General features: G+C 44.2%; 27 protein-coding genes. 6 read left to right on the top strand and 21 right to left on the bottom strand.

Going from position 1 to position 25,139, the window contains the following annotated elements:
• Positions 1-3: 3 nt before the first annotated feature.
• The 7 genes from RYL27_RS00510 to RYL27_RS00480 form a co-directional block, all read right to left on the bottom strand.
• On the bottom strand, positions 4-492 hold the full coding sequence (locus RYL27_RS00510) for an ATP synthase F0 subunit B (protein WP_007157400.1): 489 nt from the start codon (positions 490-492) through the stop codon (positions 4-6).
• Between the two features lie 34 nt (positions 493-526).
• Entirely contained in the window at positions 527-742 is a 216-nt protein-coding gene (atpE, locus tag RYL27_RS00505; RefSeq protein WP_007157401.1) for an ATP synthase F0 subunit C, read from the bottom strand.
• Between the two features lie 60 nt (positions 743-802).
• Positions 803-1,489 carry a F0F1 ATP synthase subunit A gene (locus tag RYL27_RS00500; protein WP_040648864.1) on the bottom strand — a complete coding sequence of 229 codons (687 nt, stop codon included), beginning with the start codon at positions 1,487-1,489 and terminating at the stop codon, positions 803-805.
• A 381-nt stretch (positions 1,490-1,870) separates the two neighbouring features.
• On the bottom strand, positions 1,871-3,214 hold the full coding sequence (locus tag RYL27_RS00495) for an SH3 domain-containing protein (protein WP_314964380.1): 1,344 nt from the start codon (positions 3,212-3,214) through the stop codon (positions 1,871-1,873).
• 266 nt (positions 3,215-3,480) lie between these two features.
• Entirely contained in the window at positions 3,481-3,666 is a 186-nt protein-coding gene (locus tag RYL27_RS00490; protein WP_007157407.1) for a hypothetical protein, read from the bottom strand.
• 383 nt (positions 3,667-4,049) lie between these two features.
• Complete coding sequence (gene lepB / locus RYL27_RS00485; RefSeq protein ID WP_314329651.1) at positions 4,050-4,622, bottom strand: signal peptidase I; 573 nt, start codon at positions 4,620-4,622, stop codon at positions 4,050-4,052.
• A gap of 5 nt (positions 4,623-4,627) precedes the next feature.
• Complete coding sequence (locus RYL27_RS00480) at positions 4,628-4,855, bottom strand: hypothetical protein (RefSeq protein ID WP_243155918.1); 228 nt, start codon at positions 4,853-4,855, stop codon at positions 4,628-4,630.
• 251 nt (positions 4,856-5,106) lie between these two features.
• Here RYL27_RS00480 and RYL27_RS00475 point away from each other — a divergent pair, with 251 nt between their 5' ends.
• The 3 genes from RYL27_RS00475 to RYL27_RS00465 all read left to right on the top strand — a co-directional run bounded on the left by RYL27_RS00475 (position 5,107) and on the right by RYL27_RS00465 (position 7,319).
• Positions 5,107-5,865, top strand: coding sequence for an exodeoxyribonuclease III (locus tag RYL27_RS00475; protein ID WP_314964375.1), 759 nt, complete (start codon positions 5,107-5,109; stop codon positions 5,863-5,865).
• 24 nt (positions 5,866-5,889) lie between these two features.
• Positions 5,890-6,687 carry a phosphatase gene (locus tag RYL27_RS00470; protein WP_314964372.1) on the top strand — a complete coding sequence of 266 codons (798 nt, stop codon included), beginning with the start codon at positions 5,890-5,892 and terminating at the stop codon, positions 6,685-6,687.
• Between the two features lie 98 nt (positions 6,688-6,785).
• Positions 6,786-7,319 (top strand): hypothetical protein, encoded by a 534-nt coding sequence (locus RYL27_RS00465; protein ID WP_314964370.1) that lies wholly within the window; start codon positions 6,786-6,788, stop codon positions 7,317-7,319.
• Positions 7,320-7,605: 286 nt separating this feature from the next.
• Here the strand turns inward: RYL27_RS00465 and rpiB are convergent, their stop codons facing one another.
• The 9 genes from rpiB to RYL27_RS00420 all read right to left on the bottom strand — a co-directional run bounded on the left by rpiB (position 7,606) and on the right by RYL27_RS00420 (position 15,343).
• Positions 7,606-8,070 carry a ribose 5-phosphate isomerase B gene (gene rpiB, locus RYL27_RS00460; protein ID WP_314964367.1) on the bottom strand — a complete coding sequence of 155 codons (465 nt, stop codon included), beginning with the start codon at positions 8,068-8,070 and terminating at the stop codon, positions 7,606-7,608.
• A gap of 100 nt (positions 8,071-8,170) precedes the next feature.
• On the bottom strand, positions 8,171-9,397 hold the full coding sequence (locus RYL27_RS00455; RefSeq protein WP_314964364.1) for a glycoside hydrolase family 10 protein: 1,227 nt from the start codon (positions 9,395-9,397) through the stop codon (positions 8,171-8,173).
• A 207-nt stretch (positions 9,398-9,604) separates the two neighbouring features.
• Entirely contained in the window at positions 9,605-10,897 is a 1,293-nt protein-coding gene (locus RYL27_RS00450) for a UDP-N-acetylglucosamine 1-carboxyvinyltransferase (protein WP_314964361.1), read from the bottom strand.
• A gap of 271 nt (positions 10,898-11,168) precedes the next feature.
• Positions 11,169-11,714 carry a hypothetical protein gene (locus RYL27_RS00445; RefSeq protein WP_314964358.1) on the bottom strand — a complete coding sequence of 182 codons (546 nt, stop codon included), beginning with the start codon at positions 11,712-11,714 and terminating at the stop codon, positions 11,169-11,171.
• Between the two features lie 37 nt (positions 11,715-11,751).
• Positions 11,752-11,889, bottom strand: coding sequence for a hypothetical protein (locus RYL27_RS00440; protein ID WP_314964355.1), 138 nt, complete (start codon positions 11,887-11,889; stop codon positions 11,752-11,754).
• 16 nt (positions 11,890-11,905) lie between these two features.
• Complete coding sequence (locus RYL27_RS00435) at positions 11,906-12,829, bottom strand: 4Fe-4S binding protein (protein ID WP_314964352.1); 924 nt, start codon at positions 12,827-12,829, stop codon at positions 11,906-11,908.
• Positions 12,822-12,974: a CD1871A family CXXC motif-containing protein gene (locus RYL27_RS00430; RefSeq protein ID WP_304073219.1), complete on the bottom strand. Its 153-nt coding sequence runs from the start codon at positions 12,972-12,974 to the stop codon at positions 12,822-12,824. Before RYL27_RS00430 ends, RYL27_RS00435 begins: the two co-directional genes overlap by 8 nt.
• A gap of 89 nt (positions 12,975-13,063) precedes the next feature.
• Positions 13,064-14,257, bottom strand: coding sequence for a TlpA family protein disulfide reductase (locus tag RYL27_RS00425; protein ID WP_007157421.1), 1,194 nt, complete (start codon positions 14,255-14,257; stop codon positions 13,064-13,066).
• A 228-nt stretch (positions 14,258-14,485) separates the two neighbouring features.
• Positions 14,486-15,343 carry a KilA-N domain-containing protein gene (locus RYL27_RS00420; protein ID WP_314964344.1) on the bottom strand — a complete coding sequence of 286 codons (858 nt, stop codon included), beginning with the start codon at positions 15,341-15,343 and terminating at the stop codon, positions 14,486-14,488.
• A gap of 269 nt (positions 15,344-15,612) precedes the next feature.
• Here RYL27_RS00420 and RYL27_RS00415 point away from each other — a divergent pair, with 269 nt between their 5' ends.
• The 3 genes from RYL27_RS00415 (at position 15,613) to RYL27_RS00405 (ending at position 19,503) form a co-directional block, all read left to right on the top strand.
• Positions 15,613-16,617: a phosphate ABC transporter substrate-binding protein gene (locus RYL27_RS00415; protein ID WP_314964414.1), complete on the top strand. Its 1,005-nt coding sequence runs from the start codon at positions 15,613-15,615 to the stop codon at positions 16,615-16,617.
• A gap of 134 nt (positions 16,618-16,751) precedes the next feature.
• Positions 16,752-18,638, top strand: coding sequence for a phosphate ABC transporter permease subunit PstC (gene pstC, locus RYL27_RS00410; RefSeq protein ID WP_314964341.1), 1,887 nt, complete (start codon positions 16,752-16,754; stop codon positions 18,636-18,638).
• A gap of 88 nt (positions 18,639-18,726) precedes the next feature.
• Positions 18,727-19,503 carry a phosphate ABC transporter ATP-binding protein gene (locus RYL27_RS00405; RefSeq protein WP_314345808.1) on the top strand — a complete coding sequence of 259 codons (777 nt, stop codon included), beginning with the start codon at positions 18,727-18,729 and terminating at the stop codon, positions 19,501-19,503.
• A 60-nt stretch (positions 19,504-19,563) separates the two neighbouring features.
• Here RYL27_RS00405 and RYL27_RS00400 read toward each other — a convergent pair whose 3' ends face one another.
• The 5 genes from RYL27_RS00400 to RYL27_RS00380 form a co-directional block, all read right to left on the bottom strand.
• Entirely contained in the window at positions 19,564-20,223 is a 660-nt protein-coding gene (locus RYL27_RS00400) for an HAD family hydrolase (RefSeq protein ID WP_314667670.1), read from the bottom strand.
• 75 nt (positions 20,224-20,298) lie between these two features.
• Positions 20,299-21,138: a DUF6553 family protein gene (locus RYL27_RS00395; protein WP_314964337.1), complete on the bottom strand. Its 840-nt coding sequence runs from the start codon at positions 21,136-21,138 to the stop codon at positions 20,299-20,301.
• Between the two features lie 212 nt (positions 21,139-21,350).
• Entirely contained in the window at positions 21,351-22,070 is a 720-nt protein-coding gene (locus RYL27_RS00390) for a YesL family protein (protein ID WP_308579821.1), read from the bottom strand.
• The gene (locus RYL27_RS00385; protein WP_314964335.1) at positions 22,071-23,774 is read right to left on the bottom strand and encodes a BCCT family transporter; all 1,704 of its coding nucleotides are present in this window, start codon (positions 23,772-23,774) and stop codon (positions 22,071-22,073) included.
• Positions 23,775-25,124, bottom strand: coding sequence for a galactose ABC transporter substrate-binding protein (locus tag RYL27_RS00380; RefSeq protein WP_314964332.1), 1,350 nt, complete (start codon positions 25,122-25,124; stop codon positions 23,775-23,777).
• Positions 25,125-25,139 lie beyond the last annotated feature (15 nt).

Here is a 25,139-nt window from a genome sequence, read left to right as displayed (position 1 = left end):
TCCTTACTCCTTCTTCTCCGCATCTTCTAGGAAGGTATCATACAGCTTTTGATTGTTTTCCACGGAATCCTTGCTGGCTGCAATCTTATAGGCAGCCTTTGCCACAAGCATAGCCACCTCTTCTTCCATCTCGTGTTGCTTCTGTTCAGCCTGTCTCTGCGCCTCTATCTTGGCTTCCGCAATAATCTTGTCTGCCTTCTCCCTGGCATTTCCGATGATTTCATCGTATTCAGAAGACGCCTGCAAACGAACGGCCTCTAACTTTTCCTGCCGTTCCGTATCAATCTTTGCCATGCTGTCTTCATACTGTTGTTTCAAATCTCTGGCCTTTGTATTGGCCTCTTCCGCTTCTCGATAAGAAGTGTCCAGTTCGTCCTGTCTTGCCTTCAAAGCGGCACGAACCGGTTTAAACAGAAAGCGATGCACAAAATAAACCAGCACCAATAAATTAATGACTGTAAAAATAATACTACTTAGATTGAGACTAAGCATCGTTTTCCCTCCTTCGATTCCAAAACACTGCTCCTTACTTTAAGAAGAGGATAATCATAAGTCCGATAACGAAACCATAGATGGCTGTTGCCTCTGCCAGTGCACAACCAAGCAAGAGAATCGTCATAATCTTAGAACTTGCTTCCGGCTGTCTTGCTACCGCCTCTGTTGCCTTTCCTGTTGCCAAACCGATGCCTAATCCTGCTCCAAGACATGCCAATGCTGCAATTGCTGCTCCTAATGCTACCATAATTTTCTCTCCATTCTGTCGCTAAGCGACCATTTTTACTGCGACCTACACTACTCCACTCTACTCTACCGCTTCCGCAATATAAAGCGATGTTAAAAAGACAAAAACATACGCCTGTACCAGACCGTCAAAGAGGTCAAAGTACAAGGACAGGATTGCCGGAACTCCTACCGGAACCACCAGTTCCACCAGTTCCATAATAACGAAGGCTCCTAATACATTTCCAAAGAGACGCATACACAAGGATAATGGTCTGATAAAGACCTCCAGGATATTAATCGGCGTCATAATGGGAATGGGTTGTGCGAAGCGCTTTACCCAGCCTCCGGTACCGAAGGCACGTATTCCTGCTACTTCCACAAGAATAATGCTCATCAGGGACAGCGCCACAGGAACATTAAAATCCTTTGTGGGCGGCTTAAAGCCGAAAACACCGAAGAGGTTGGCTATACCGATAAAAATCAATACCACAGCCAGATACGTACCGTATTGCTTGCCCTCTTCTCCCAGATTGCCTTCCATGAACTTGTCCAGCTTAGTCACAATCAATTCTGCGACCTGCTGTCTCGTCCCCGGTGTACGAACCTTGCAATCTCTACCCAACAGGTAAGCGCCAAATATCATCACCGCCATGATGATCCAAGTCACCACAACCGACTCGGAAACCGGAATTCCTCCAAAAATCGGAATCGTAAAGACAGTCTCCACATTCAGCTCTTCCAGCAGGGATGCTGCAAGCTTTTCCATGGTTTTCCCCCTTTCTTCACTCTCAAGTACCTTTGAGATTATAGGCACTCTCTCCGTGATTGCAAGTATTTTCCAAAATTAAGCTAAAAATATTTTCTACACTATTTTTTTGTTGTTTTTCTCCAGCAATTTCGGATTCACGAAAGCTAATTTTACATTTCCCACAAGCAAAGTGCAAGTTATTTTCAGTTTTTCCTTTCATAATGGATACAATACGCAAAGTTTTTTTCTATCGGAATTAGATATTCATGTAGAAATACCATATTATTTCGAAGCATTTTAAAGGGACTGCCGAAAATTTCTTTAATTTTGATTTCTTGCAGTCCCTTTAAAATTATTTTTCTTCTTATGATATAGCTTTGCGAAAAAGTCTTCACCCTCTTATGGAGATACTGTCAGGGTTGTGGATCCGCCCTTGGCCTGCTGCGCCGTGGTGGCTGCCGCTGCCCGGCTCTCCGTAGTGGATTTTGTTGCGGAGTTTGTGCTAGTACCGGAAGAATTGGCTGCCGTAGTAGCTGTGGTATTGTTTCCTGTAGCACTTTGGGTAGTACTTACTTCCTCGGTACGTACATACTGCTTGGAAATATAGGCATCCTGTCCGTTATAGGTGATTTCTAACCACTCATCATTATAATCCGCCTTGTATTGCAGTTCCGTTCCTTCGTCCAATACGGTGAGTACTTCTGAATCTGTTGTGCTGGGCTTTGTTCTGATTCTTACTCCTGTGGTGGTGAAATAACGCTTCTGAGTAGCCGTTGTCTCCTCCACGGTAGTTTCCTCCGTGCTTTCCACTGTTGCAGAGGTCTCTGTTACCGCCGCTGTAGTTTCCACTACGCTATGCTTCTTTGCGGAGAAGAAAAGCACCTTTACCAGAATAATCACAATAATAGCAATTGCCACCGGAAGGGCAATTCGTAAAATGCTGTACAAATCCCATTCTGTTCCCGGATTTCTGTTTGCAGTACTTCTCTGTCTTCTGCCGGCTGTTCCGGCAGTTCTTCCGCTTCTTCTCTTCACAGAACTGCTTGAGCCTACGCTCTTTTGCAAACGTCTTGCTCTATCGGTTCCTGCTCCGGTTCTTCCCTTTCCGGCTGTGCTTCTTCGAACGGGGATTCCTGCTCCCAGTTCTTCTTCCCGCTCTTCCCTTTCGATTTCTCGAATTCTGGAGGAATATCCTTCGGTGGTAAGTCTGGGCGCCTCCGCTCCGTAATTCTCCGCATCAATACGGGAAGCCAGTCCTGCCTGTCTTGCTGTTTCTCTTCTTAAGCTGGAACTGGAAATCATATTCTCCTCTCCCAGCTCATCTCTATAGGCTGCGGAAGAAGATGTAGCGGCAAGAGAATCCTCTCCCTGTATTCCTTCATTTCTTCCCGGTCCCTCTTCCACATACTCCGATAAGGCATCTCTTAACATGGAGAAGGAGTCATTGGCATCCTGGGCAGTGGATTCATTGCCAAGCTCTGCAAGTTCTCCAAATGCTCGAATTCCGTGATAGGTATCTCTGGACTTGGCAGAAATAATACCGCCTTCAAAAAGCTGATTAATATCGCTCTCTAAATTACTGGAGACCATCAAAGCCTGATCGATCTGCATCCGTACCAGGCTGGCCAAAATCTCCTTGTCCATAATTACCGCTTCTTTATATTGTCCGTTCAAGAGGTAGTTCTGCACATCCCCTAATTGTACGCGAATCTTTCCCCAAACACTGTTTTCACGCTCCGCCATATTTCCCTCCTTGCCTCCTGCAATTTTCTTCTGTAGTATACCTAGAAAGACAGCTTTCTTCAAGGAAGAATATCATTTTTCACAAAGAATTCGCGGTTTTTGATACTTCTTTCCTTAAATCGTAAGATTTACCCTAAAAGCGGCGGAGACAGGCTCTATTTTCAGGGTAAGCAAGCGAAAAGCTTTGGAGAAACGTAAAAAGAGGATAAGCTGTTTACCTTATCCTCCCTCTACTCTATTTTTCGTTTTTTCTCTTCAAAGTCTTTTTATATAATATCCCATCTGCCCTCTGACTTACCGGCAAAAGGTCCGGGAGCCAGTCTGGAATAAATCCGTTCCATTCCCGTATCATCCATCACAGCAACGCAAAAGATATTGACATCCTTTCCCTCATAAATTTTTCCATCTGTCAAACCCTCTGAAAAACTATTTCCCACATACTGCAACTTCATTTCGTCCTCCTTAGGAATGTGGCATGAAAAACATCCCTGTCTCTCTGCACCGCCGGAAGCTCCTTCCTGCGATTCCTGTTCTACTCTATTTTATTAATTTACAATATGTATATCGCAATATTTTCATAAAAAATAAGTTTTTGCAAGGCGCTGTTTTGTTTTTTTCTAAGTACATTTTTTGCGAAGAGAAAGACTGAAAAATTCAAAGAAGCCGCTCTGAAGACCTATAGGGCTTCATTCGCTTTACTATTTGTTTTCGGTAGGCCTTCTCTTCGCAAGCTCTCAGTAAGTACTGACGATTCAAATACTCTTCTAAAAAAACAAAAAAGAGAGCCTTTCGAAAAAACGAAACAGCTCTCTAAATTTCTTCTTGCTATCGTGCATTATAAGGAAGATCTTCTCAAAATAGTAATGACCTTGCCTTTAATTTCCGCTTTCGTAACCGGGCCGAAGAGTCGGCTATCCTTCGCTCCGGAACGCATGTCCGACATCATAAAGTATTCTCCCTCCTTCAGCTTAATGGGATATTTCACCGCTTCCGTGTCATAGGGCTGGGTGGAATAGAAAATACCGTCCTCTACCTGCATATTGCCGTTGATTTTCAGACCGCCTTCATCCGGAATTTCAATCTCGTCTCCCGGCATACCGATGATTCTTCCCACAAACTGCTTTCCGTCCTTATGATATACCAGAACATCGGAGGGGAAAAATTTATTTTCCAGACGGTAGTAAAGCATCAGGTCTCCTGCACTGAGCTTTGGCTTCATATCGTCATTTTTCACCGGGGCAATCCCGAAAATGACGAAAAACATCACATAAATCAAAGCACCCATCAAAAGCAGATGAGAGAAGAAGGAACGAATATCTCCCAGCTGTCGGTAATAAGCCCGCTTTTTTCGAATCACATCCAAGGGAAGGACTGCTTTTTTCTCTACTTCTTTTTTCTTCTTTGCCATATCCTCTATCCCTTTAGCTTTGCCAGCTCTTCTTCCAAAGCGGCGATTTTTTCGTCTCTTTCCTGAATTCTTGCCTGATAACCGATTTCCATTACCTGAATGGCGGAGCGATATTCCCCATCCAAGTCCTCTAATTTCTTCCATACGGAGGCAGGCTTAAAGCCGAAAAAGGCCTTTCGGAATTTCATCTTCTTCAGGTACTGCGCTACTTCTTCTAAATTCTGTGATGCCATACTACTTTCCTTTCCTTTGGGATTTGAAAACAGTATAGCCTTTTCCTCCTGCATTTGCAAAAAGTTCTTAAAATTTTAAGAACTTGTCTTCCGGAAATTTCCCGAAAGCCCTTGCAGGCTTTGCAATGTCTGTTACACTATTCTCATGCCAAAAAAAGAATACTAGCTTGCGTTCTGCGCTGAGGGCTCACGCAAGGGCTAAACGAAAAATAATTTTCTTTAGAATAATGAATTGAGTAGAAAGGATATTTATGAAAAAACTGATTTCCTGGAATGTAAATGGGCTTAGAGCTGTTATGGGAAAAAATTTTATGGAGGATTTTAAGCGTTTGGATGCGGACATCTTTTGTTTGCAGGAAACCAAATTGCAGGAGGGACAGATTGACTTGGAGCTGCCGGGTTATTTTCAATACTGGAATTATGCGGTGAAGAAGGGCTACTCCGGTACCGCCATTTTCACAAAGGAAGAGCCTCTGTCCGTACAGTACGGTATCGGTATCGAAGAACATGACCAGGAGGGTCGTGTGATTACGCTGGAATTTCCCGAGTTTTATCTGATTACCGTCTATGTACCCAACTCTCAGGGGGAGCTGAAGCGTCTTCCCTACAGAATGGAGTTTGAGGATGCCTTCCTGAATTACATCTTATCTTTGGAAAAGAAAAAGCCGGTAATTTATTGCGGTGACTTAAATGTTGCCCATGAGGAAATCGACCTGAAAAATCCGGACACTAACCACATGAGTGCGGGCTTTTCCGACGAGGAGAGGGCAAAGTTTTCCCGGGTTTTAGACTCAGGCTATCTTGACTCCTTCCGCTATTTCTATCCGGACAAGGAGGAGGAATACAGTTGGTGGAGCTACCGTACTAAGGCGAGAGAAAGAAATGTAGGTTGGAGAATCGACTATTTTGTAGTTTCCAAAAAGCTGGAGAAAAAGCTCCTCTCTGCCACTATTCATCAGGACGTACTGGGCTCCGACCACTGCCCTGTAGAAATTACTTTGGATTTATAATGGAAAGGAGGGGAAAAATATCCTATGAAGTTAAAATGTGATGTTCATACCCATACCCTTTATTCCCGTCATGCCTATTCCACCATTTTGGAAAATGTTGCTGCCGCTGAAGAGGCAGGCTTAGAGCTTCTTGGCTCTACAGACCATTTTTCCGCCATGCTTTATCCGGATTATGAAAATGTCCGTCACTACCAGTATTTGATGGTAAGCCATACCTGGCCCAAGGAGATTCATGGTGTTCGGGTTTTGCAAGGCTGTGAAGTGGATATTGTGGATATGGAAGGAAATCTTTTCGGTTTTGATATTCCCATTTGGAAAAATATTGATGGGGATTTTTATAATGACGGAAAGAAAATGTCTCTCTACGAGCGTGTCTGTAAGAAAATGGACTATTGTATCGCCTCTGTCCACCGAAACAGCTTTGCCAAGGGAGAAAGTGCTTCGGCCTGCACCAAGCTTTATCTGGAAGCCATGAAGCATCCTAAGATTTTGATTCTGGGGCATATCGGTCGTTCCGGACTTCCCTTCGAAATCGATCCGGTGCTTCTTGCCGCAAAGGAACAGCATGTGCTGATTGAGATTAATGAGCATTCCATGGATGAAGGAAGCGAAACCAAAAAGCGTTGCGAAGCCATTGCAGTCCGCTGTGCGGAACTGGGAGTACCCATCTCCGTTTCCAGTGATGCTCATATCGCTTTACGAATTGGAGAATTTTCAAAGGTGGAGTCTCTACTGGAGAGGATTCATTTTCCGGAAGAGCTGATTATGACCAGAGATAAGGAGAGCTTTTTACAGCATATGAAGAAGGCAGGACTGGGATAAGGCGAGTTTTGCACCGCTGTTTCAAGTTAATATATATATATATATATATATATATATTATGGTCGATATTACTCATAGAAAATAAAGGAAGAGGTACTATGATGAGTATGACCGTTAGCAACATGGCAAAATACGCCATAGCAAAACAGGATTTTGATCCTCAGTCCCAAAAAAACCAAAATCTATCTCCTGAGGAAAAAGAATGGAGAAGTTTAAGCCAAGAAGAGAGACACTTCCGTAATCTTATTGCCGCAGGAGGTGACCCTTGGATGAGTCCGGATTATCCCGGTGCAGGAAAAGAGTATATTATTCCTGTAAGTAAGGATATTGAAGCCTTGGCAAGAAAAGAAATCCGTGATGCCTTCTTAAAGAATCAGGGATTTGTGAATTCTGCCGACGCTGAAAGCTATAGTAAAAAGTTTAGAGATTATGCTAAGTCACAAAGCGGCCCGGAAAGAAGAGCCATCATGTACACGATAGATCAAATCGGAAAGGATGAAGTTTCCAAAATTGAACAGAAAATAAAGTCTGTTGATGCAAACTGGAGCCCTCGTCAATCCTTTGATCCTAAAATCATTCAGGAGTATCTGCAAGAACAGGTGCAAATTGAAGGAATCGATCAAAAAGTATAAAAAAGAGGATGTAGGAGTATATTTAGCTTCTTTTTCCTGCAGTATAGGTCTTAAACCGGGGCACGCTCTCGCTAACTTCGCCCTGCTGAGCAGTGGTTTAGGTTAACCACTGCTCACTTTGCTTCGCAAAGCAACGTCCTTCGGAAGTTGGCTTTGTCCAGGCTAGGCTTTTCTGAAGAAAAGTCTAGCCTTAGGGGTTCTAAGCTTTTACAAGACAAAAGCCAAGAACCCACGGGCTCAGATTACCCCGTATTTCAGACCTATACTGCTGGAAAAGCTATATATCCTACATCCTCTTTTGGAATCCTTCTGCATCCTCTTCGATTTCGGAAATCAGGGCTACTCTTTCTGCGTGCCTTCCCCCTTCAAATTCTGCCAAAAGGAAGCTGTCCACAATCATCTTTGCAAGCTCGATGCCTACTACTCTGGCACCAAGACAAAGTACATTGGCATTGTTGTGTCTTCTGCCCATAGCTGCGGAATAGGGCTCTGAGCAGGGGAATGCTCGAATGCCGGGAACTTTATTGGCTGCCAAGGAAATGCCCACTCCCGTTCCGCAAATGGCGATGCCGAAGTCTGCCTTTCCCTCCTGAACAAGCTTGGCTACCTGATAGCCTGCCAAGGGATAATCATAGCGTTCCGGAGTATCTGTTCCTACATTGATAATCTCGATTCCCTGCTCCTCCAGATAGGCCTTAAGCTCCATTTTCATCTCTACAGCGGCATGATCGTTTCCCATTGCAATCTTCATTTTCATTCCTCCCCTTTTGACACGGAACACCTATTCCGGAATCTGTCACTTAACTATGGCTTTACTCTTCCACAAGTGTTGCAGTCTAATTTAATAGACACTAGTTTTGAAATACGCTTCTCAGATTACCAAGTTCTCTTTGGGCTCTTTCCTCTAAAAGATTCTGATAAGCAAAGACTGCATAGCCTTTTACAATGCCTGTCTTTCTGGCTTCTTCCACCTGTCTTTTTAAAATATCACTTTCCGTAAACCACTCCGATACAGGATTTCCGTCCCAAACGGTGCTTCCTGCTCGGTACAGTCCTAAGCCTAGCATGAGTTCCACCTGATTTCCAGTGGAATTTGTCAAGTTCACCCAGTCTCCAAGGCTTCGCATATAAGCATGGGGAGCTTCCTGCCCTTTTCCGTTTTTCGCCCTAAAGCCGTGATACATCTGGGGCATGATGTAATCAATATAGTCCTTGGAGGCCATAATTTTGTCCACATCCAGGAAATACGCCACCGAAGAACGCAGACTTTGCAGGTTTGGCACCGGGCTTACGCCGAAGACCACGCCTCTTTCTTTACACAGGCTATGCACCTGCTTTAACAATAAAGAGACCTGATTTCTCCGATATTCTGTTAAGCTCCCTGTCTCTCCCTGTCTTTTCGCCTCCTCATACTCCGGCTCATCAAAGCGTTTGCCCTCTTCTGTCAAGGAAACTCTGGGATAGAAATAATCGTCAAAATGAATACCGTCTACAGCGTAGTTATCCAAAAGCTCTTTAATGGAAGCCAGTAGTGCCTCTCTTCCTGCCGCCCTGGAGGGGTTAATATAATACTGCCCCTCATGGAGAAGCACATTTCTTTCTTCTCCGGAAGTTCTGCTCCACTTTTTCACCAAACTGTCCTCCGGAATATTTTCCCACTTGGACATGGAGCTGCTGACACGGTAAGGATTGAACCAGGCATGGACAGAAATACCCTTTTTCTTTGCCTCGGAAATCATAATCTCCAAGGGGTCAAAGCTGCCATTTCCCGGCATAAATTTAGAATAGGGAAAAACCGTCATTTTCTTCCCATAGCTGTCGGAATGGCTGTGTACATGGAGGAAAATGGTCTGAAAACCGTTCTTCTGCAGATTGTCCATGACCTTGGCCGCCTCTGCCCGAAAGGCCTGTTCTTCCTTGGGCATATTGATCCAGTCCAAATAAGAAAACCAAACCGCCCTTAACTCTTTCTGAGAGGAAAGGCTTTTCACGCCGGGCCCTGTAAGATTTGAAGCATAGGCGGAATGCTCTGTAAAAAGGCTCAGAGAAAGAAAAAGCATAAAAACCAGAAAAGCCAAGCTTTGTAGCAGGCTTCCTCCCGGGCTATTCCTAGTATTTTTATTCTTACCGAGTATAGCTAGTGGCACGAGCGGTATTCTGTTTGTAAAATTTCTCTCCATCGTCTCTCTTCTCCCGGGAGGCGAGCTTAGCGAGAGCGTGCCCGCATCCAATGCTATTAATGCTAGAAAGCGTGACTGTTTCTATGTCTTTACCGACTCCTGTGATTATGCTTCTCTTCGGAAGGCTTCCACTTCTTCTTCCGTTTTCGCTAAAATGATTTTGGCGCCTAAGTTCATCAGCTTCTTTTCGAAGAACTCGTAGCCTCTTCGGATATATCCTATGTCTTCCAGCACAGTGACTCCCTCTGCGGCAAGGCCTGCCAGAACCAGAGCGGCGCCGGCACGTAAATCCAAGGCATGTAGGGTTGCTCCCTGTAATTTTTCTTTTCCCAAAATGGTGGCCACTCTATCTTCTACAGTGATATCCGCCCCCATTTTCTTTAATTCCTCTACATATAAGAAACGATTTTCAAAAATCGACTCGGTAACGGTGGATTTGCCCTCTGCCAATGCCAGAGTAACGGCAATCTGGGGTTGCATATCCGTAGGAAAGCCCGGGTAGGGAAGGGTCTTAATCTTAGTGCCCCTCTGCTTTTCTCCTCCGATGACCTGAATTTCCTCGTCGCCTTCATAGACGGTATTTCCCATATCCCGAAGCTTGGCGGCAATGGATTCCATGTGCTTGGGAATGATATTTTTAATTAAAATATTTCCTCGGGTAACGGCTGCTGCACACATAAAGGTACCGGCTTCAATCTGATCCGGAATTACCCCGTAAGTGGTACCGTGCAAACGCTCCACCCCGCGAATACGAATGGTATCCGTTCCGGCTCCGCGAATGTTGGCCCCCATGCTGTTTAAGAAATTGGCTACGTCTACAATATGAGGCTCCTTGGCCACATTTTCGATAATCGTCTGTCCATCTGCTAAAACCGCAGCCAGCATCAGGTTAATGGTTGCCCCCACGGACACCACATCCAGATAGATATGCTGTCCTACAAGCTCCTCCGCCTTAGCTACAAAATAGCCGTCCGAGATTTCCACCTCGGCTCCCAAGGCGGTAAAGCCTTTAATATGCTGGTCAATGGGTCTTTCCCCGATGGCACAGCCTCCGGGTAAAGCCACCTTTGCCTGATGGTATTTTCCTAGAAGCGCCCCGATAAAATAATAAGACGCACGAATACGACGAATCGCATCGTCATCTACGCTTTTCATAGACAACTGATCCGCCTGAATAGAGACCACATGACTTTCTATGCGGCGCACCTTCGCTCCGATGGCCCTCAAGGCCTCCAGCATAACATTTATATCTCGAACATCGGGAAGATTCTCTATAATTACTTCTTCGTCGGTAAGAAGGGCTCCTGCTACAATACCCAGTGCTGCATTCTTTGCCCCGCTGATGACTACCTCTCCACGAAGGGGATTGCCCCCTTTCATGACGAATACTTCATTCATTTTAAACCTCAAATTTTTTCGTCTCGCTCTAAATTTTCCCACAAAAAAAGCTCCTAATCATAGAGCGTTTCTTGATTATAAAGCTTAAAGGGGAAAAGTGCAAGAAATATACGCAGTTCCACAAAGCTCATTTTCAATCGTGGATTTTGGCAAAAAGCAACATTTTCACTTTATTTTAAGACAATGAAAATGCTGATGCTTTTCAAGAATAGGTAGGGACAGAACTTAGTTTGTATACAAACAGGATTTTTAAGTTTCCGAAAATTTCTTCCTAGTCTAAGAGGCTTTGAAAATCCTCTTCCTCATTAAAATCGGGGTCCATGTGGGTAAGAAAATGCCAGTCTTCACTCCCTTTTTTCCTGTAGAGCACTGCTTCCCCGTCTTCCGAACCGAAGTAGGCTCTCTCCGCCTCATAGCCCTTTGCCTCCAAAAATGCTTTGGCTTTTCGGTACTGACTTTCCCGTCTTGCAATATAGTCCTTCACCTCATCATTGGGAATAAGATAGGCATCTACTCTGGTGGAACCCTCCACCATACCCTTTCCCGGGGCACTTAAGTTCGGAAGCTCTTTCCAGAAAATATCTATCTCCCCTTCTTCGGTAAACATAAATTTCGTAAGAGGAACAAGATGTCCGTTGTACTGAAGCTCCAAATACTCCGGAAGCTTCCGGGCGTCTAAAGTTTCAAAGACAAATCCCTCTTCTTCCTTGCATTGATAGCCTTCCACTTGGGAAATAAAGGCTCTTCCCTCTTCAATCGTTTGGAATAAGCCAATTTCCGTCCCAACGCCTTCCTGATTTAATTCTAAAATAAACATATTGCCCCCACTATCTCTTTTCGAATCCATGGGTTGATTACCCTCGGCTATCCTTTTCCAAATCCATGGATTGATTTTCTTCAGCTATCCTTTCCGAATCCATGGATTGATTTCCTTCAGCTATCCTTTTCGAATCCTTGGATTGATTTTCTTCGGCTATCCTTTCCAAATCCATGGATTGATTTTCATCCTTAGGCCTTCGCCTTTACTTCTTCGGGCACATCCACATTTGTGACCCCGCAGGCAATGGCATCCACCGGGCAGGCATTCTTACATTTTCCGCAACGGATACACTCCAAATCATTGCAGTTTTGTACCGGATCACATTGCATCTCGCAAACCGCCTTACATCTTCCGCAGTGAATACACTTCTGATGATTCAAAGTATAACGGAAAAAGGACACGGAATTAAAGAGAGAATAAATCGCGCCCAAGGGACAGATATACTTACAGAAGGGGCGGTAAATGATTATGGAAAGGAGGATGGTAAGAAGCAAAATCAAGCCCTTCCATGCATAAAGAAAGCCTACGGCTCCCCGCATACTGGTGTTCATCCACACCAGAGGAATCCCTCCCTCCAGCATTCCCACAGGACAAATCAGTTTACAAAAATAAGGTGCTCCCTGTCCTATAATATCCACCAAAAACAGAGGAAGGAGAATGACGAAGATAAGTAAGATAAGATATTTTGCTTTTCGTAAAGGCTTGTCCCACTTAAAGGTCTCTATCTTCTTCACAAAGGGAATCTTATGCAGTAAATCCTGCACCAGCCCAAAGGGGCAGAGGTATCCGCAAACGCCTCTTCCTATCAGCGCTCCCACGAAAAAGAGAAAGCCCACCACATAGTAGCTGAACTTGTAATTCGGGCTGCCAATGACCGCCTGGAGGGCACCGATGGGGCAGGAGCCCTTGGCTCCCGGACAGGAGTAGCAATTCATTCCGGGAACGCAAAGCTTCTTTAATTCTCCACTATAGATTTTTCCTGTTTTAAATCCCTCAAAGAAGGAGTTGGTCACCAAGAACCAAAAGGATTGGAAGATATGTCGTACATTGTTTCTTGCTTTATATTTATCTTTTTTTGATTTTCCGTTGATGAATTCTTTTAACTTATCCAATGCCGATACACTCCATACATACTTTGATTGCTTTATTCATTACCACCAGTGCCTCTCCCCGATGAACGCCAACGTAAATCATGGCAATACCCATGCAAAGGAGAATCAGGGATGTCAACCGGGACTTTAAAATTTTCTGTTTCATATTTCACCATTTCTTTAATACAACTTGTCAAAACCATGGCTTTTCGCATAGCTTCTATAGCTTTTAAAGTTCCTTTAAGAATTCGTATTTTACCGCTTTACTTTCGCCAATTCCTTTTCAATGATTTCCAACCAAGCCTTTTTATTATGGGAACCGGAATAGGTCTCTCCCACAATCTGTCCCTTCTTATCCACGAAGAAAGTCTCCGGAAAGGCCTGAATCCCGCTGAGTCTGCCGTTAAAATTGCTCTTATCCGGAATCAGGAAGGGATACTCTGCCTTGCTTCTTTCCCGAATCAGCTTCGCCTTCTCCAAAGCCTCCTGATTTTCTCCGGTCTGGTCCACCGTGTCCGTTACCACCCCAACGATATTGACACCCTTGTCCTTCATTTCCTTCTGAATTTCCGCAAGATCCGGAATTTCCTGCACACAGGGACTGCACCAGGTGGCAAAAACATTGACCATGGTGAGATCATAGTCGGAAAAATCCTTTCCGCTGAATTCTTTTCCGTCAATATCCATCGTCTGAAGATTGCTTAAGTCAGTAGCTACATTTTGGGAATCGGTGGAAAAAGCCATGGTATTTTCCAAGTCAGACTTTTCGGACAAAACAAAGCCGTTTTCCGGACGTTCTTTTTTCTCCGTAATCTCTACGGTCGTCTGTTTCAATTCCTCTATCGTCTCTGCATCCGCTGTGCTATTTACACTAAGATAATAGCTGTATTTTCCGTCTTTGGACTCTCCCAGCTTCGTATGGCTGTCGCACTTTGTAATCTTCCCGATTTCTTCCTCGGAAAGACTCTTTTCAAACATGCCGATGGTGCCGATTCTTTCCAGACTTTCCTGCCACTTTTCGTAGCCGTCTCCCATCTTAGCAACTTCCGTATTTTTCTGCTCTTCTGTAAGTTTGCTAAAGCTCAACAATCCGTACTTAAGCTCCTGATCTATGGGGCTTTGATCGTCCAACATCACGATGTCTTTTGCCTTCATAGCTTCCCTAATCTTCTCGGAAAGCTTGAATTTTAAGCCCAGATATTCATAGTTATACTCATCCTTTACCGGCAAAGTATAGTCTGCCGGCTTAAAGCTGTCTCCATTACTGTCCATATTTACGGACACACCGGCATCTTCCGGACTTACCGCAAGACTCTGGGCATCTGCATTTTCACTAACTGCCATGGAAGACTTCTGCTCTGTAGCTGCTTTATTCTGACAGCCTGCAAGTCCAAGTCCTAAACAGAGTGTCGTTACAAGACAAGCTCCTGTGAATTGATTTTTTCTCATAATATTTCCTCCTCAAAGCTACTTTATCAGTATACCCTTTCGTGCCACAGGAAAAAACTTAAAAAAGAAAAAACTTTTTCTGAAAATATGAATTTTGAAGATGCCGTTTCTATGAGTATGCTACAAGGGATATAAAATGAATATGAAATGGAAGACGAGCAGGAGTATATTGTATATTCTCATTGCTCTAAAGTATAAGCATGGATTTACCAGAATTTTTATAGATTTCTAATCTATTTCTTTGACCTTATTCTCTAAACTCTTAATTCCTGTATTGTTCAACTTTTCAATTGATATCAGCTGAGTTCTTGCAAGCTTCCTTAGCTCTATCATTCTTTCTTTTTGATCCATGCCTTTTCCGATAAGAATTGCATTGTAGCTTTCCATATTGGCAAGTACCAATAATTCATTTAAACTCGCATAGTCTCTCATATTTCCTTTTAGGTCCGGATTCTCTTCACGCCACTGTTTTGCTCTTTTGTTAAATAAGGCAACATTTAGCATATCCGCTTCACTTGCGTATTTATAAGATAACTGCTCGTTGGTAAGATCCTTTAAGAGATATTCTTTGATTGCATCTGTATGAATTTTATAGTTAATCTTAGAAATTTCTCGATTAAGATTCCAACCTAATGATAGCTTAGAATTTTCATCTGACTTAAGCCTTTTATAGTCTTGGATAATGTAAAGCTTAAATTCTGGTGAAATCCATGAAGCGAACTCCATCGCAAGATCATAATGTGCATATGTTCCGCCATATCTTCCGGACTTTGAAATTATGCCAATAGCATTTGTAGAATCAATCCATTTTTGTGGTGTCATTGTAAATCTATTCAGTCCTGCCTCATTTCTAAACGTGTCGAATTGCACACGGTTAAAATTTTCATTGTTCAGAACTTCCCATAGCCCAATAAATTCCAACGTATTTCTGTTTCTCATCCAGTTCTGAATAACAAACCTCGGATCATCAGTATTTTTATACTTAGCAATATCCGTTAGACTTATATAGTCGTTTTTAAAGTCTTCAGTATAAATTTGAATAGCAAAACCTTTTGCTTCGATTGTGTCTTTTTTCACCTTAGACATGTGAATTCCTCCTTTGCTAAAGATGGCTCCATAGTATCATATTGCCAAATATTATTCCATTATTCCGAGTCTGTCGTTTCATAATATTCCTCTTTTTTATCAAGCTTTTCTGCACCTGACCTAGTCCTCAATCTTATCCATCTTTCAGCCCTTGACCTACTCCCTAATCTTATCCATAATACTACTGTTTCTACGACATATTCTTTGGCTTGAAATCCTTAGATTCATGCTTAGAATATGGATTCTTTTAATTCCATGGGAGGAAAATGATGAAAAAACAACTATCTTTATTACTCGGCGGCCTTCTTCTGGCTTCTTCTCTGGTAGCCTGCGGTGCAAAGGGAAGCACGGCTTCCACCACTGCGGCAGCAAGTGACAAGGAAACTGCGGCAGAAAGCACTACTGCAAAAGAGGGAGAAAGCAAGGCAGAAGGAGCTTCTTCCGACAGTTCCGATTTTAAGGCACAGATTTTATTCTGTGGTTCCACCTCTTTGTACCCCATTATGTCCTCTTTAGCTTCTTCCTTTACCGAGAAGTATGAGACCTGGGACAAGGTAGATGCTTCTTTCCCGAAGGAAAACATCTCCATCTATGTGGCTCCGGGCGGATCCGGCGTTGGAGTAAAGGCTGCTGTTGACGGCACCGCCGACTTCGGTATGCTGGCTAGAGACATTAAGGATAAAGAAGTAGAGAGCCTTGGCAAGGATTATAAGAGCTTTGAAGTGGCAAAGGATGCTTTAACCGTATCGGTCAGCAGCAAGAATCCCAATGCGGATAAGCTGGAAAATCTGGATACGGCAACCTTACAGAAGATTTTCGACGGAGAATATACCAAATGGAGTCAGGTGGATTCCTCTCTCTCCGATGACGAGATTCATGTGTACATCCGTGACCTTTCCGGCGGCGCTTATGAAGTTTTCCAGAAGGCCGTGATGGGCGACAAGGAAATCACCCCTGCCGCTACCCAGTCCGCTTCCATGACAGAGCTGGCAACAAATGTAGCAAACGATCCGAACGGTATCGGCTATGTAGGATTCGGTGCATTTAACAAAGCAAACAAAGAAAGCACTGTTTTGAAAGAAATCAAGGTTGACGGTGTAGAAGCTTCCGAAGAGAAGATCTTAAGCGGTGACTACAAGATTCAAAGACCGGTTATGTTCGTTACCGGAAAGACAATCACAAAAAATGAACAGGCCTTTATTGATTACGTTTTCTCCGAGACAGGGTATGATGCGGTTGTGGCAAACGGTTACATTCCTGCTTTCACCAAGTAAGAATTCGTAAAAACAGAGCTGTAAAATTACAAAAAGCTTTCCATTATAGCTTTGAAATCGGGGCGCTCAGATCCCCCTTTTCAAAGCTATACTGCATAGAAGGCGGAAACTATGGTTTAGAAAGGAAAGAAAAAATGCGGAATCTTAAAAGCAGAAAACTGGAAAACTCTCTCTTTCTTTTTTTCGTTTACGCTTTTTTGTTTCTCTCCATCGGTATTCTGAGTTTTTTCTTTCTTTTTCTGGCAAAGGAATCCCTGCCCCTCTTTGAAAGTGTTTCTCTGCCCTCTTTTTTGTTCAGTTCCAAATGGAACCCCATGGCATTCACCGGAACGGCCTCCTTCGGCATTTTCCACTTTCTGATGGGCTCTATTTTCGTTTCCTTCCTGGCCCTATTGTTCTCCACTCTTTTGTCTCTGGGTTGCAGCATCTTTTTTGCTTTTTACTTTTGGGAGAGGGGAAGACGCATCCTCTACCCTCTTTTGGACTTGCTTTCCGGCATTCCTTCCGTGGTTTACGGCTTTATCGGTTTAACGGTAGGAAAACCTCTCTTTTTGAAAATGGGTGTGAGTACAGGCTCCTGTGTCTTACTGGCTGCTGTCCTGCTTTCCATTTTGATTTTCCCCTTTATGGTGGATTCCATCACGGACAGTATGGTGAAATTAAAGGCGAAATACTTTTTAGAGGCAAGGGCTCTGGGACTTTCTCCCGCCTACATTATCCTGAGACTAATTCTACCCTCTTCCCTTCGAAGCATTTTTATGGCCTTCCTGCTTGGTAGCGGAAGAGCCTTAGGAGAGACCATGGCGGTGATGATGGTGGTAGGCAATGCCAATCTTTTCCCGAAGCTCCTTTCCAAGGGCGAAACCATTGCTTCACTCATTGCGCTGGAAATGGGCAGTGCGGAGTATCATTCTCTCCACTACCACGCCCTCTTTGCCTCCGGGCTGGTGCTTTTACTGCTGGTCGCGCTGATTCATTTGCTGGTGAAAATGGGAGAAAGACCGCGCACTTTGAAATTTACATCTCGAGCAGGTAGTCCTGATCCGATTACTTCGAAATTTACATCTCGAACAGCTAATCCTGAACCAATCACTTCGAAGTCTCCTTCTGTGCATTCCTCGGAAAATAGGGAAGAAGCAACGCCACATCTCCTTGCTACCGGGAAGCGAGTACAGGCATCCCGGTCTTTTTCCGCTGTCCTCCTCTTCCTGTACAGTTTCCTTTCCTTCCTGCTGATTTTTTCCGCACTGCTGTTTTTCTTTCTTTATATCTTTTACAAGGGATACAAAGTCATCTCTCCAAGCTTCCTTTTGGACACGCCAAAGGGAATGGTCTTGGGAGAAGAGGGCGGAATCTTTCCCGCTATCACCGGTTCTCTGGCCTTTTCCCTTACGGCTTTGGTGCTTTCAGGACTGCCCAGCCTTTTTACCGCCCTTTTCATGGTCTTTTATGCAAAGGAAGGCAGAAAAAAAGAGAGCCTACACTTCTTTATTCACCTGCTCTCCGGCGTTCCTTCCATTGTGTTGGGACTCTTCTCCTACAGCTTATTTGTATACCAACTGAAGCTGGGGCGCTCGGTACTCTCCGGCGCCATCGCTTTGGCCATTATGATTTTCCCCTTCATGGAAATCCGTATGGAAAAGATATTTGAAGAAGTGCCGAAAAGCTACCTCCAGTCTTCCGAAAGTCTGGGCTGCTCAAAGGGCTATACCTTGAGAAAGCTTGTGCTTCCCTATACTTTGCCGGAGCTTCTTTCCACCATGCTTCTGGCCTTTTGCTTTGCTCTAGGTGCCACACCGCCGATTTTATTTACCGGAGGAGTCGCCTTTGCGAAAAGTCCTACCTCCTTACTATCCCCTGCCATGGCGCTTCCCCTGCATCTTTATCTGCTGCTGGTACAAGGTGGTTCCTCCTTATCCAGAGCCTACGGAACCGCTTTGGTGATGCTCTTCCTTTTACTGATTGGAAACGGAATAGCCAGCCTTCTGACCGCTTACTGCCATAGGAAATGGCAAAAATAAAGAACTATTGGCATAGCTTTTCCCGGTTTAAAAAATTAATTTTAAAAGAAGTATACACAGGTATCAAATAACATCTTAGGAGAATAAAATGTCTACTGAACCTACAAATCCCCTTTTATTTACAAGTCCCATTTTGGAAGTGAAAAATCTGAGCCTTTCCTATGATAAAAGACAAATCCTCCGGAATCTTCATTTTCAAATTCCAGAGAAAAGCATCACGGTTTTCCTGGGAAGCTCCGGCTGCGGGAAGTCTACTCTTCTAAAGAGCCTGAACGGTCTTCTTTTGGAAAATAAAGAGGCCTCTATGGAAGGGGAAATCTTTCTTTCCGGGGAAAATCTGATAAAGCAAAAAGAAAAGCGACTGGAGCAGATTGCCATGGTCTTTCAAAACCCCAGTCCTTTTCCTTTTTCCATTTATAAAAATATGAGCTATGCCTTAGAGTATTACGGTATCAAAAACAAAGCCGAGCAGAAGGAATTAATCCTGCAAAAGCTTAAAGACGTAGGACTTTGGGAGGAAATTTCCGGAGAACTCCATCGCTCCGCTCTAAGCCTTTCCGGAGGGCAGGCCCAAAGGCTCTGTATTGCCCGTGCCCTTTGCATAGAGCCGAAAATCCTCCTTCTGGATGAGCCCTGTTCTTCTTTAGACCGACTTTCCACCCTGAAAATAGAAGAGCTCCTACAGGAACTGAAAAACAGATACAGCATTATTATCGTGACTCACAACCTCTCGGAAGCGAAGCGTATCGGCGACCAAATCCTCTTCTTCCACGAGGGAGAGCTGTGGGAAAGTGGCACAAAGGAGGAGTTTTTCAATCATCCTGAGCGGCCCGAAACCAAAGAATTTTTAGAGGGAGAATGGTAGGGCATGCTTTAGAGGGAACTTGATAGAACGTAGTTTAGAAGGGGCATAATAGAACGTAATTTAGAGGGAAAATGGTAATACGTGAATCAGCTCCGATAGGTCGGATATGCTTCTCTCCGCTCCCTCCACCTGTCCAAAGCCATAGGAAGCATGGATAAAAGCAATTCCTGCCTCTGTTGCAGAGCTAAAGTCTAAGGCGGTGTCTCCAAGATACACGCAATCCTCCGGTTTTAAGTGGTTTCTCTCCATCAAAATCCGGATATTCTCCGCCTTCTTCTTTCCGTTGCTTCCGTAACATTCCATATCCAAAAAGTCCCCGGTCTTTCCCAGGCTGAACTTCTCTCCATACAAAACTGCATCAATATAACCCAGCTGGCAATTGGAAACGATATAGCGTCCAATCTCTGCCGCTTTCAATGCAGCAATACACTCTTCAAGATGGGGATAGAATTGTACCTTATTCTCACTCAAATATAAATTTTCAAATTGCATGCAGTGGGCAAGAATCTCTTCTCCCCTCTTCCCTTCTACCTGCGGAATCAGGCTTTTTGCAAACTGATCCATGGTTTTTCCCATTAAAGGCAGAAGATCCTCTCGAGAAATCCTGATTCCCTTCGTCTCCGGAAAATCCTGTAATTTTATGCTAAAAGCCTTTGCCACCAGATCCACACTATCCCATAGTGTTCCATCCGCATCGAATATTACAGCCTTCTTGATCATTGCTTTTCTCCTTTAATTCCCCGGCATCTTCTGTTCCCAGTTTTGCTAAGCATTATTCTCCGCCATCTTCTGCCCCTACTTTTGCCAGGCTTTATTCTCCGCCATCAATTCATCCCAGTAGCTTCTGCCCTGATAAATCATTTCCTCATAGGCCTTCACCACCGCATTTCTAAGGGGTACCGCCCGCTCCTCAAGCCCCAGGGCTCTTGGGATAAAGACACAGACATCCCCGATTTCCTGAGCCAGCTTCCGGGCTAAAGTCTCATCCTTCATTCTCACGAGGCCGAAAACCGTGGAGGAATAGCTCTTGTCCTTGATACAGGTTTCCATCCAAAACTTGGCAAAGGCCTTCCATTCCAGTTTAAGCAACATCTGTTCCAAAGCCAAGGTCTCCGGACTTTTGGCAAAGGCCAGCATGGTGCTTTCCAGGCTTTGTCCCTCCGGTATCTCCGGAATATCCAGATTTTGCAGAGTAAGATTTACGATAGCCGCATCACTTAAGGGAATATCCTCTCTCTTCCGTTCTTCCCCGGTCTTCTTTTCCGGCAAATGAAAGTTGTCCAACTGCTGAGACACCCATTTCTGCATTTTCTTTTTATTCCAAAAGGAAATACCGGTTCGTCCGGAAATTAAGATTTCCATCCAGGCTGCCATAAAGTTGTCTTTAATCTGCAAAGGCTTTCCCCTTTGTGTTTCTACAAACTTGTCCAAATTCTCCTTTTGCAAAATAGGATAACGAAAGCGAAGGGTTTCCAGGCGTTTTCCTTCTACAAGCTTTTCCTCCATATCCTCTGTCCTTTTGATTTTTTCAATCACCAGGGCAAAGCGCTTGACCACATCCCTTTCCTCGTAAAATCTTTTGGGCCAATCCGAAAAAGGGTTCCTTTCTTCCTTCACTTCACTTTGTAATAACATTTCTTCTCCTCATTCATGCTTCGTTCATATTTTGTTAGCACAATGTTTACAGCATAAACATAGTTTATTCACTCTTGACTTCTATACTGCATTACAGATAACGAAGTGCTCGTTATCCACTAAATAAGATTTTTTTCATAATACTCGGCCGGAGCTTCCGTAAGGACGCTCCGGCCTCCTCCCTTTTATAGGAGAAATAAGAGAAGTCCTTCTTATTTTTCCGCTTCTTTATCAGATTCTGTTTCTTTTCCCCTCTTTCCGTAAGCTCTCTCTTCAAAGGGATCTCTCACTTCCACCTTCTTTTCATAGAGTCGGAAAATCCGCTTAAAAAAGGCGGAATTCATCCAGGCAATCAGAGGGTAGCCTAAAACAAAAAATACCGGCGTAAACATTGGCATAAATAAAATCAAAAAATAGCTTCCCACAACCAGCAATACATCCGCAGCAATCATGCCAAGGGTATAGGGAAGATGGCGGATGGACATGAGTAAGGCATGAATCAAGGTTCTTTGCCAGGTATTATCAAAGCGGGAAAGCAGGGGCCAGACGTAGAGAAACACAAAAAGCCACAGCAAAAGCAGTGCATCCGTAATCCCCCGGAAAAGGAAGCGTAATGCCGTGTTATTGGCAAATATCATGGAAAAAAAGCGATGATCCAAGAGAAGAATCACCAAAATCGGCAGTAAAATCATCCAGAGAATGATGCCCTCCTTTAAATTCTGTTTAAAGGAATGCATAAACATCCTGAAATTGCCCCGATCCTCCTCGTGCACAATCTTAATGGTACAGTAATATAAAGCCGTTGTAGACGCCCCCAGAGTTACAATGGGCAGAGAAAACAGAATCCATAAAAGATTCAAAACCATCATATCCGCCAATCGGCCTACAAACCGCCAAACATCATTATCATAATTAAAAAAGCCTTGAAACATCTACTGCTCTTCCTTCCTAACTCCTTTATCTATTTCCCTTTTCTCCCCCTTGCCCTGCTCTTCCAATTCCAAAAGATAAGCCTTCGCATCCTTTAAAAAGCTTAGACTGATCAGTAAAATCACCAGTCCGATGGGAAATGCCGCAATGATGGAGACAGACTGCAAGTTTACCATAGAACTTTCGGAAAAGACTAGTGCCAAAGGCAGTAAAATCAATAAAATCGCCCAGAATCCCTGTACCTTTCGGGATGGCTCCTGTCCCTCCGGAAGGCTCTTATAGCTATACTGCGCCGCCACCAATGCGATGGAATCAAAGGATGTGGCGTAAAAGGCAATCATGGTTAAAAGAAGCAGGATGAATACCAGTCCCGGAAGAGGCAGGGTTTCCAACATTTTCACCACCGTAAGGTAGAGGGAACCGTTCTCCTGATAGAGCTGTAACACCGGTAATTTATGGAAAACCTCCAGGGACAGGGTGAAATTCCCCAAAACAATAAAGCTTACATAGGTACTGCCGATTCCGAAAATGTATCCCCCCATAATGGTTTGTCGTATGGTTCTTCCCCGGCTGATGCTTCCGATAAAGAAGGGGGAAGCCACGCACCACACCATCCAATAGGCCCAGTAGAAAATCGTCCAGTTTTCCGGAAAATGATTTTCTCCTAAAGGATCCGTATAGGTAGCCATGGAGAAAAAGTGCTCTACCATCTTTCCCAGAGCATTCATTCCATTTTTTACAATAAAGGAGCCTACACCGCTTCCGAAGAAAATGTATAAAAGCAGGGCATAAAACAGCCAGGTGCAGAGCTTTGCCAAGAAGGAAACCCCGTCCATACCCTTCAATACCGCAAAGGTATAAACCACACAGGTGGCAATCAATATGATTAAGGTAAGCTCTCTGGTGGACAGCCCGTTGGGGAGGAGCTTTTTAATGATTTCCGACATCAGAGGAGTGGCTACCGAAAAGGTGGTGGCTGTTCCCGCAAGGAGGGCAAAAACCGCCAGTAAATCAATCCCTCTTCCCGCCAGACCGTCGGTGTGCTTTCCTAAAATTGCTCTGCAGGCTTCCGAATATTTTTGCCTGCTTCTTTTCCGTACATGAAGCATAAAGCCGAAGGCCGCCGCCAGCACCAGATAAAATCCCCAGGGAATGGGACCCCAGTGGAAAAGGGTGTAAATACTGCTCCAATCCGATAGCTTTCCCAGGGATTGGACATAGGGATCATTGGCATAAAGAATCCATTCTCCGAAGGAATAAAAGAGAATATCCGCTGCAAGTCCTGCGGTAAACATCATACTTCCCCAGGTAAAAAAGGAGTATTTCGGCTTTTCGTCAGGCTCTCCCAGAACAATATTGCCTAAGGGTGAAAAGGCGATATAAAAGGAGAGCAAGAAAATAAAAAGGCCTATTCCCAGGTAGTAAACGGAAAACTCCCGCCCCAAAAAGCCTCGAATGGAGGATAATATCTGATTGGAATGCTCCGGAAACAGAAAAAAAGCAAAGCACAGAAGAAGCAGAATACATAGGGGAATTCCGCTAATCCCGTAGTCTAAGGAATTCTTCGCATTTTCTCTTCCGGACTGCTTCCCCGAAGCCACTTCACTTATTTTATTTTTGCTTTCTTCCCCGGTTTCTTTATCAGCTTCCTCTATGAATTCTTCCTTTGTTCCTTTTTCGATTTCTTCCTTGATTGCTTCCTCCATTTACTTCTTCTCCTTCTCCTCTAACAAGCGCTGACTGTCTTCTCTTCGTACTTTTTGATAAGGTAAGCGAATAATCTTTTTATTTTCTCCTTCGTCTTCCAGACCTTTTTTTCCGGTACCGAGACGATAGGCCAGCTGAAACAAGGCCTTGGCCTGACCTTGTTCATCATTATACACCGTTCCCATCAAATTTCCCTTTTTTACCGCCTCTAATCCCACGACAGTGCCGTCTATTCCATAAATAAAGGGTCTTTTATCCTTAGGCAAGCCGATTTTGTCATAGGCATCCAATACCCCCAAGGCCATATCGTCATTGTTGGAAAGAATCAATTCAATCCGATCCTGAAACTCCGGATAGAATTGCATCATCTTACTCTGGGCTTCTGCCCGGCTCCAGTTGGCAATGGCATAGGACAGCTTTTCCATGGGAATCCCCTGCTGCATCAAAGTGTTTACAGAATACTCTGTCCGGACAATGGCATCCTGATGGCCGGCTTCTCCCTCAAACATCAAATATTGAATCACTCCGTCACCGTTTTTATCCACTCGGGGGGACAGAATCAGCGCTTTCTTCTCCGTGCCTTCCTCTGTGCTTGTCTGCGTGTCTTCCGCAGAAACCTCTCGTTCCAGGATATCCAAATCCTCCCGACTTTTTTGCAGAACAAAGTCTTGAATTTCCTCGGCATTTCCGGCCTTATCTTGGCTCTTTTCGGAAGCTTCCTCCTCATCTTCCGGTGAGGCAAGAGGCACCTCCGGCGTAGGTTTTTCCGGTTCCTCGGAAAGAATATCTTCAGCCGCCATTTCTCCCTGCAAAATGCCGGATTGCTTGGCATCCGCCCCGATGTAATACAACTGATTCCATTGGGCCAAGTCTTCATCCACCAATTCTCTGTTAAAGAAAATGATGGGAACATTCTTCTTTTTCGCCATATCGATAATTTCCGAAGGAGCGGTTCTGTCCACCAGATTCACACAAAGAACGTCACAGTCCTTCTCCAGCATTTCCTCCACCTGTTCGTTTTGCAAAGCCTGACTTCCGGCCGCATTGTAGCGAAACAGGCCTATTTCTACCCCTTCCGCTCTTTTCTTACTGATTTCCTTCTCAAAGGCCGTCATATATCCGGACAGAAAGGTATCGTAGTTGTCATAAATCGTAACGCCGATTTGAAGCTTTTTCTTTTCCCTTCTTTCTTCCTTCCTTTGACAGGCGGAAAGAAGGGGAAGCAAACATAAAGACAGGGAAAGGCAAACCGCCATGCCTTTCCTTAAGCTGTTCCCTTGAAATCTTCCCAAGATTGTCAACTGTTCTTTTTCTTTCCTGCTGTAATCCGCTTTGTCCGCCAATTTCATGCTTTTCTTCTACCC

This window comes from Oribacterium sinus, assembly GCF_963537195.1.
Taxonomy (GTDB): Bacteria; Bacillota; Clostridia; order Lachnospirales; family Lachnospiraceae; genus Oribacterium; species Oribacterium sinus_A.
The sequence above is the reverse complement of the archived record's forward strand: the minus strand, read 5'-3'. Positions and strand labels throughout refer to the sequence as shown.

What these genes read in the sequence shown, in the direction of transcription:
- pstC (WP_314964341.1), top strand. Translation starts at nt 16,752, where the DNA reads ATGCGGAATCTTAAAAGCAGAAAACTGGAAAACTCTCTCTTTCTTTTT.
- RYL27_RS00450 (WP_314964361.1), bottom strand. Translation starts at nt 10,897, where the DNA reads ATGAATGAAGTATTCGTCATGAAAGGGGGCAATCCCCTTCGTGGAGAG.
- RYL27_RS00490 (WP_007157407.1), bottom strand. Translation starts at nt 3,666, where the DNA reads ATGAAGTTGCAGTATGTGGGAAATAGTTTTTCAGAGGGTTTGACAGAT.
- RYL27_RS00445 (WP_314964358.1), bottom strand. Translation starts at nt 11,714, where the DNA reads ATGTTTATTTTAGAATTAAATCAGGAAGGCGTTGGGACGGAAATTGGC.
- RYL27_RS00465 (WP_314964370.1), top strand. Translation starts at nt 6,786, where the DNA reads ATGATGAGTATGACCGTTAGCAACATGGCAAAATACGCCATAGCAAAA.
- atpE (WP_007157401.1), bottom strand. Translation starts at nt 742, where the DNA reads ATGGTAGCATTAGGAGCAGCAATTGCAGCATTGGCATGTCTTGGAGCA.
- RYL27_RS00440 (WP_314964355.1), bottom strand. Translation starts at nt 11,889, where the DNA reads ATGGATTTGGAAAGGATAGCCGAAGAAAATCAATCCAAGGATTCGAAA.
- lepB (WP_314329651.1), bottom strand. Translation starts at nt 4,622, where the DNA reads ATGGCAAAGAAGAAAAAAGAAGTAGAGAAAAAAGCAGTCCTTCCCTTG.
- RYL27_RS00500 (WP_040648864.1), bottom strand. Translation starts at nt 1,489, where the DNA reads ATGGAAAAGCTTGCAGCATCCCTGCTGGAAGAGCTGAATGTGGAGACT.
- RYL27_RS00415 (WP_314964414.1), top strand. Translation starts at nt 15,613, where the DNA reads ATGAAAAAACAACTATCTTTATTACTCGGCGGCCTTCTTCTGGCTTCT.
- RYL27_RS00470 (WP_314964372.1), top strand. Translation starts at nt 5,890, where the DNA reads ATGAAGTTAAAATGTGATGTTCATACCCATACCCTTTATTCCCGTCAT.
- RYL27_RS00495 (WP_314964380.1), bottom strand. Translation starts at nt 3,214, where the DNA reads ATGGCGGAGCGTGAAAACAGTGTTTGGGGAAAGATTCGCGTACAATTA.
- RYL27_RS00395 (WP_314964337.1), bottom strand. Translation starts at nt 21,138, where the DNA reads ATGTTATTACAAAGTGAAGTGAAGGAAGAAAGGAACCCTTTTTCGGAT.
- RYL27_RS00430 (WP_304073219.1), bottom strand. Translation starts at nt 12,974, where the DNA reads ATGAAACAGAAAATTTTAAAGTCCCGGTTGACATCCCTGATTCTCCTT.
- rpiB (WP_314964367.1), bottom strand. Translation starts at nt 8,070, where the DNA reads ATGAAGATTGCAATGGGAAACGATCATGCCGCTGTAGAGATGAAAATG.
- RYL27_RS00380 (WP_314964332.1), bottom strand. Translation starts at nt 25,124, where the DNA reads ATGAAATTGGCGGACAAAGCGGATTACAGCAGGAAAGAAAAAGAACAG.
- RYL27_RS00420 (WP_314964344.1), bottom strand. Translation starts at nt 15,343, where the DNA reads ATGTCTAAGGTGAAAAAAGACACAATCGAAGCAAAAGGTTTTGCTATT.
- RYL27_RS00425 (WP_007157421.1), bottom strand. Translation starts at nt 14,257, where the DNA reads ATGAGAAAAAATCAATTCACAGGAGCTTGTCTTGTAACGACACTCTGT.
- RYL27_RS00480 (WP_243155918.1), bottom strand. Translation starts at nt 4,855, where the DNA reads ATGGCATCACAGAATTTAGAAGAAGTAGCGCAGTACCTGAAGAAGATG.
- RYL27_RS00385 (WP_314964335.1), bottom strand. Translation starts at nt 23,774, where the DNA reads ATGGAGGAAGCAATCAAGGAAGAAATCGAAAAAGGAACAAAGGAAGAA.
- RYL27_RS00510 (WP_007157400.1), bottom strand. Translation starts at nt 492, where the DNA reads ATGCTTAGTCTCAATCTAAGTAGTATTATTTTTACAGTCATTAATTTA.
- RYL27_RS00390 (WP_308579821.1), bottom strand. Translation starts at nt 22,070, where the DNA reads ATGTTTCAAGGCTTTTTTAATTATGATAATGATGTTTGGCGGTTTGTA.
- RYL27_RS00405 (WP_314345808.1), top strand. Translation starts at nt 18,727, where the DNA reads ATGTCTACTGAACCTACAAATCCCCTTTTATTTACAAGTCCCATTTTG.
- RYL27_RS00400 (WP_314667670.1), bottom strand. Translation starts at nt 20,223, where the DNA reads ATGATCAAGAAGGCTGTAATATTCGATGCGGATGGAACACTATGGGAT.
- RYL27_RS00475 (WP_314964375.1), top strand. Translation starts at nt 5,107, where the DNA reads ATGAAAAAACTGATTTCCTGGAATGTAAATGGGCTTAGAGCTGTTATG.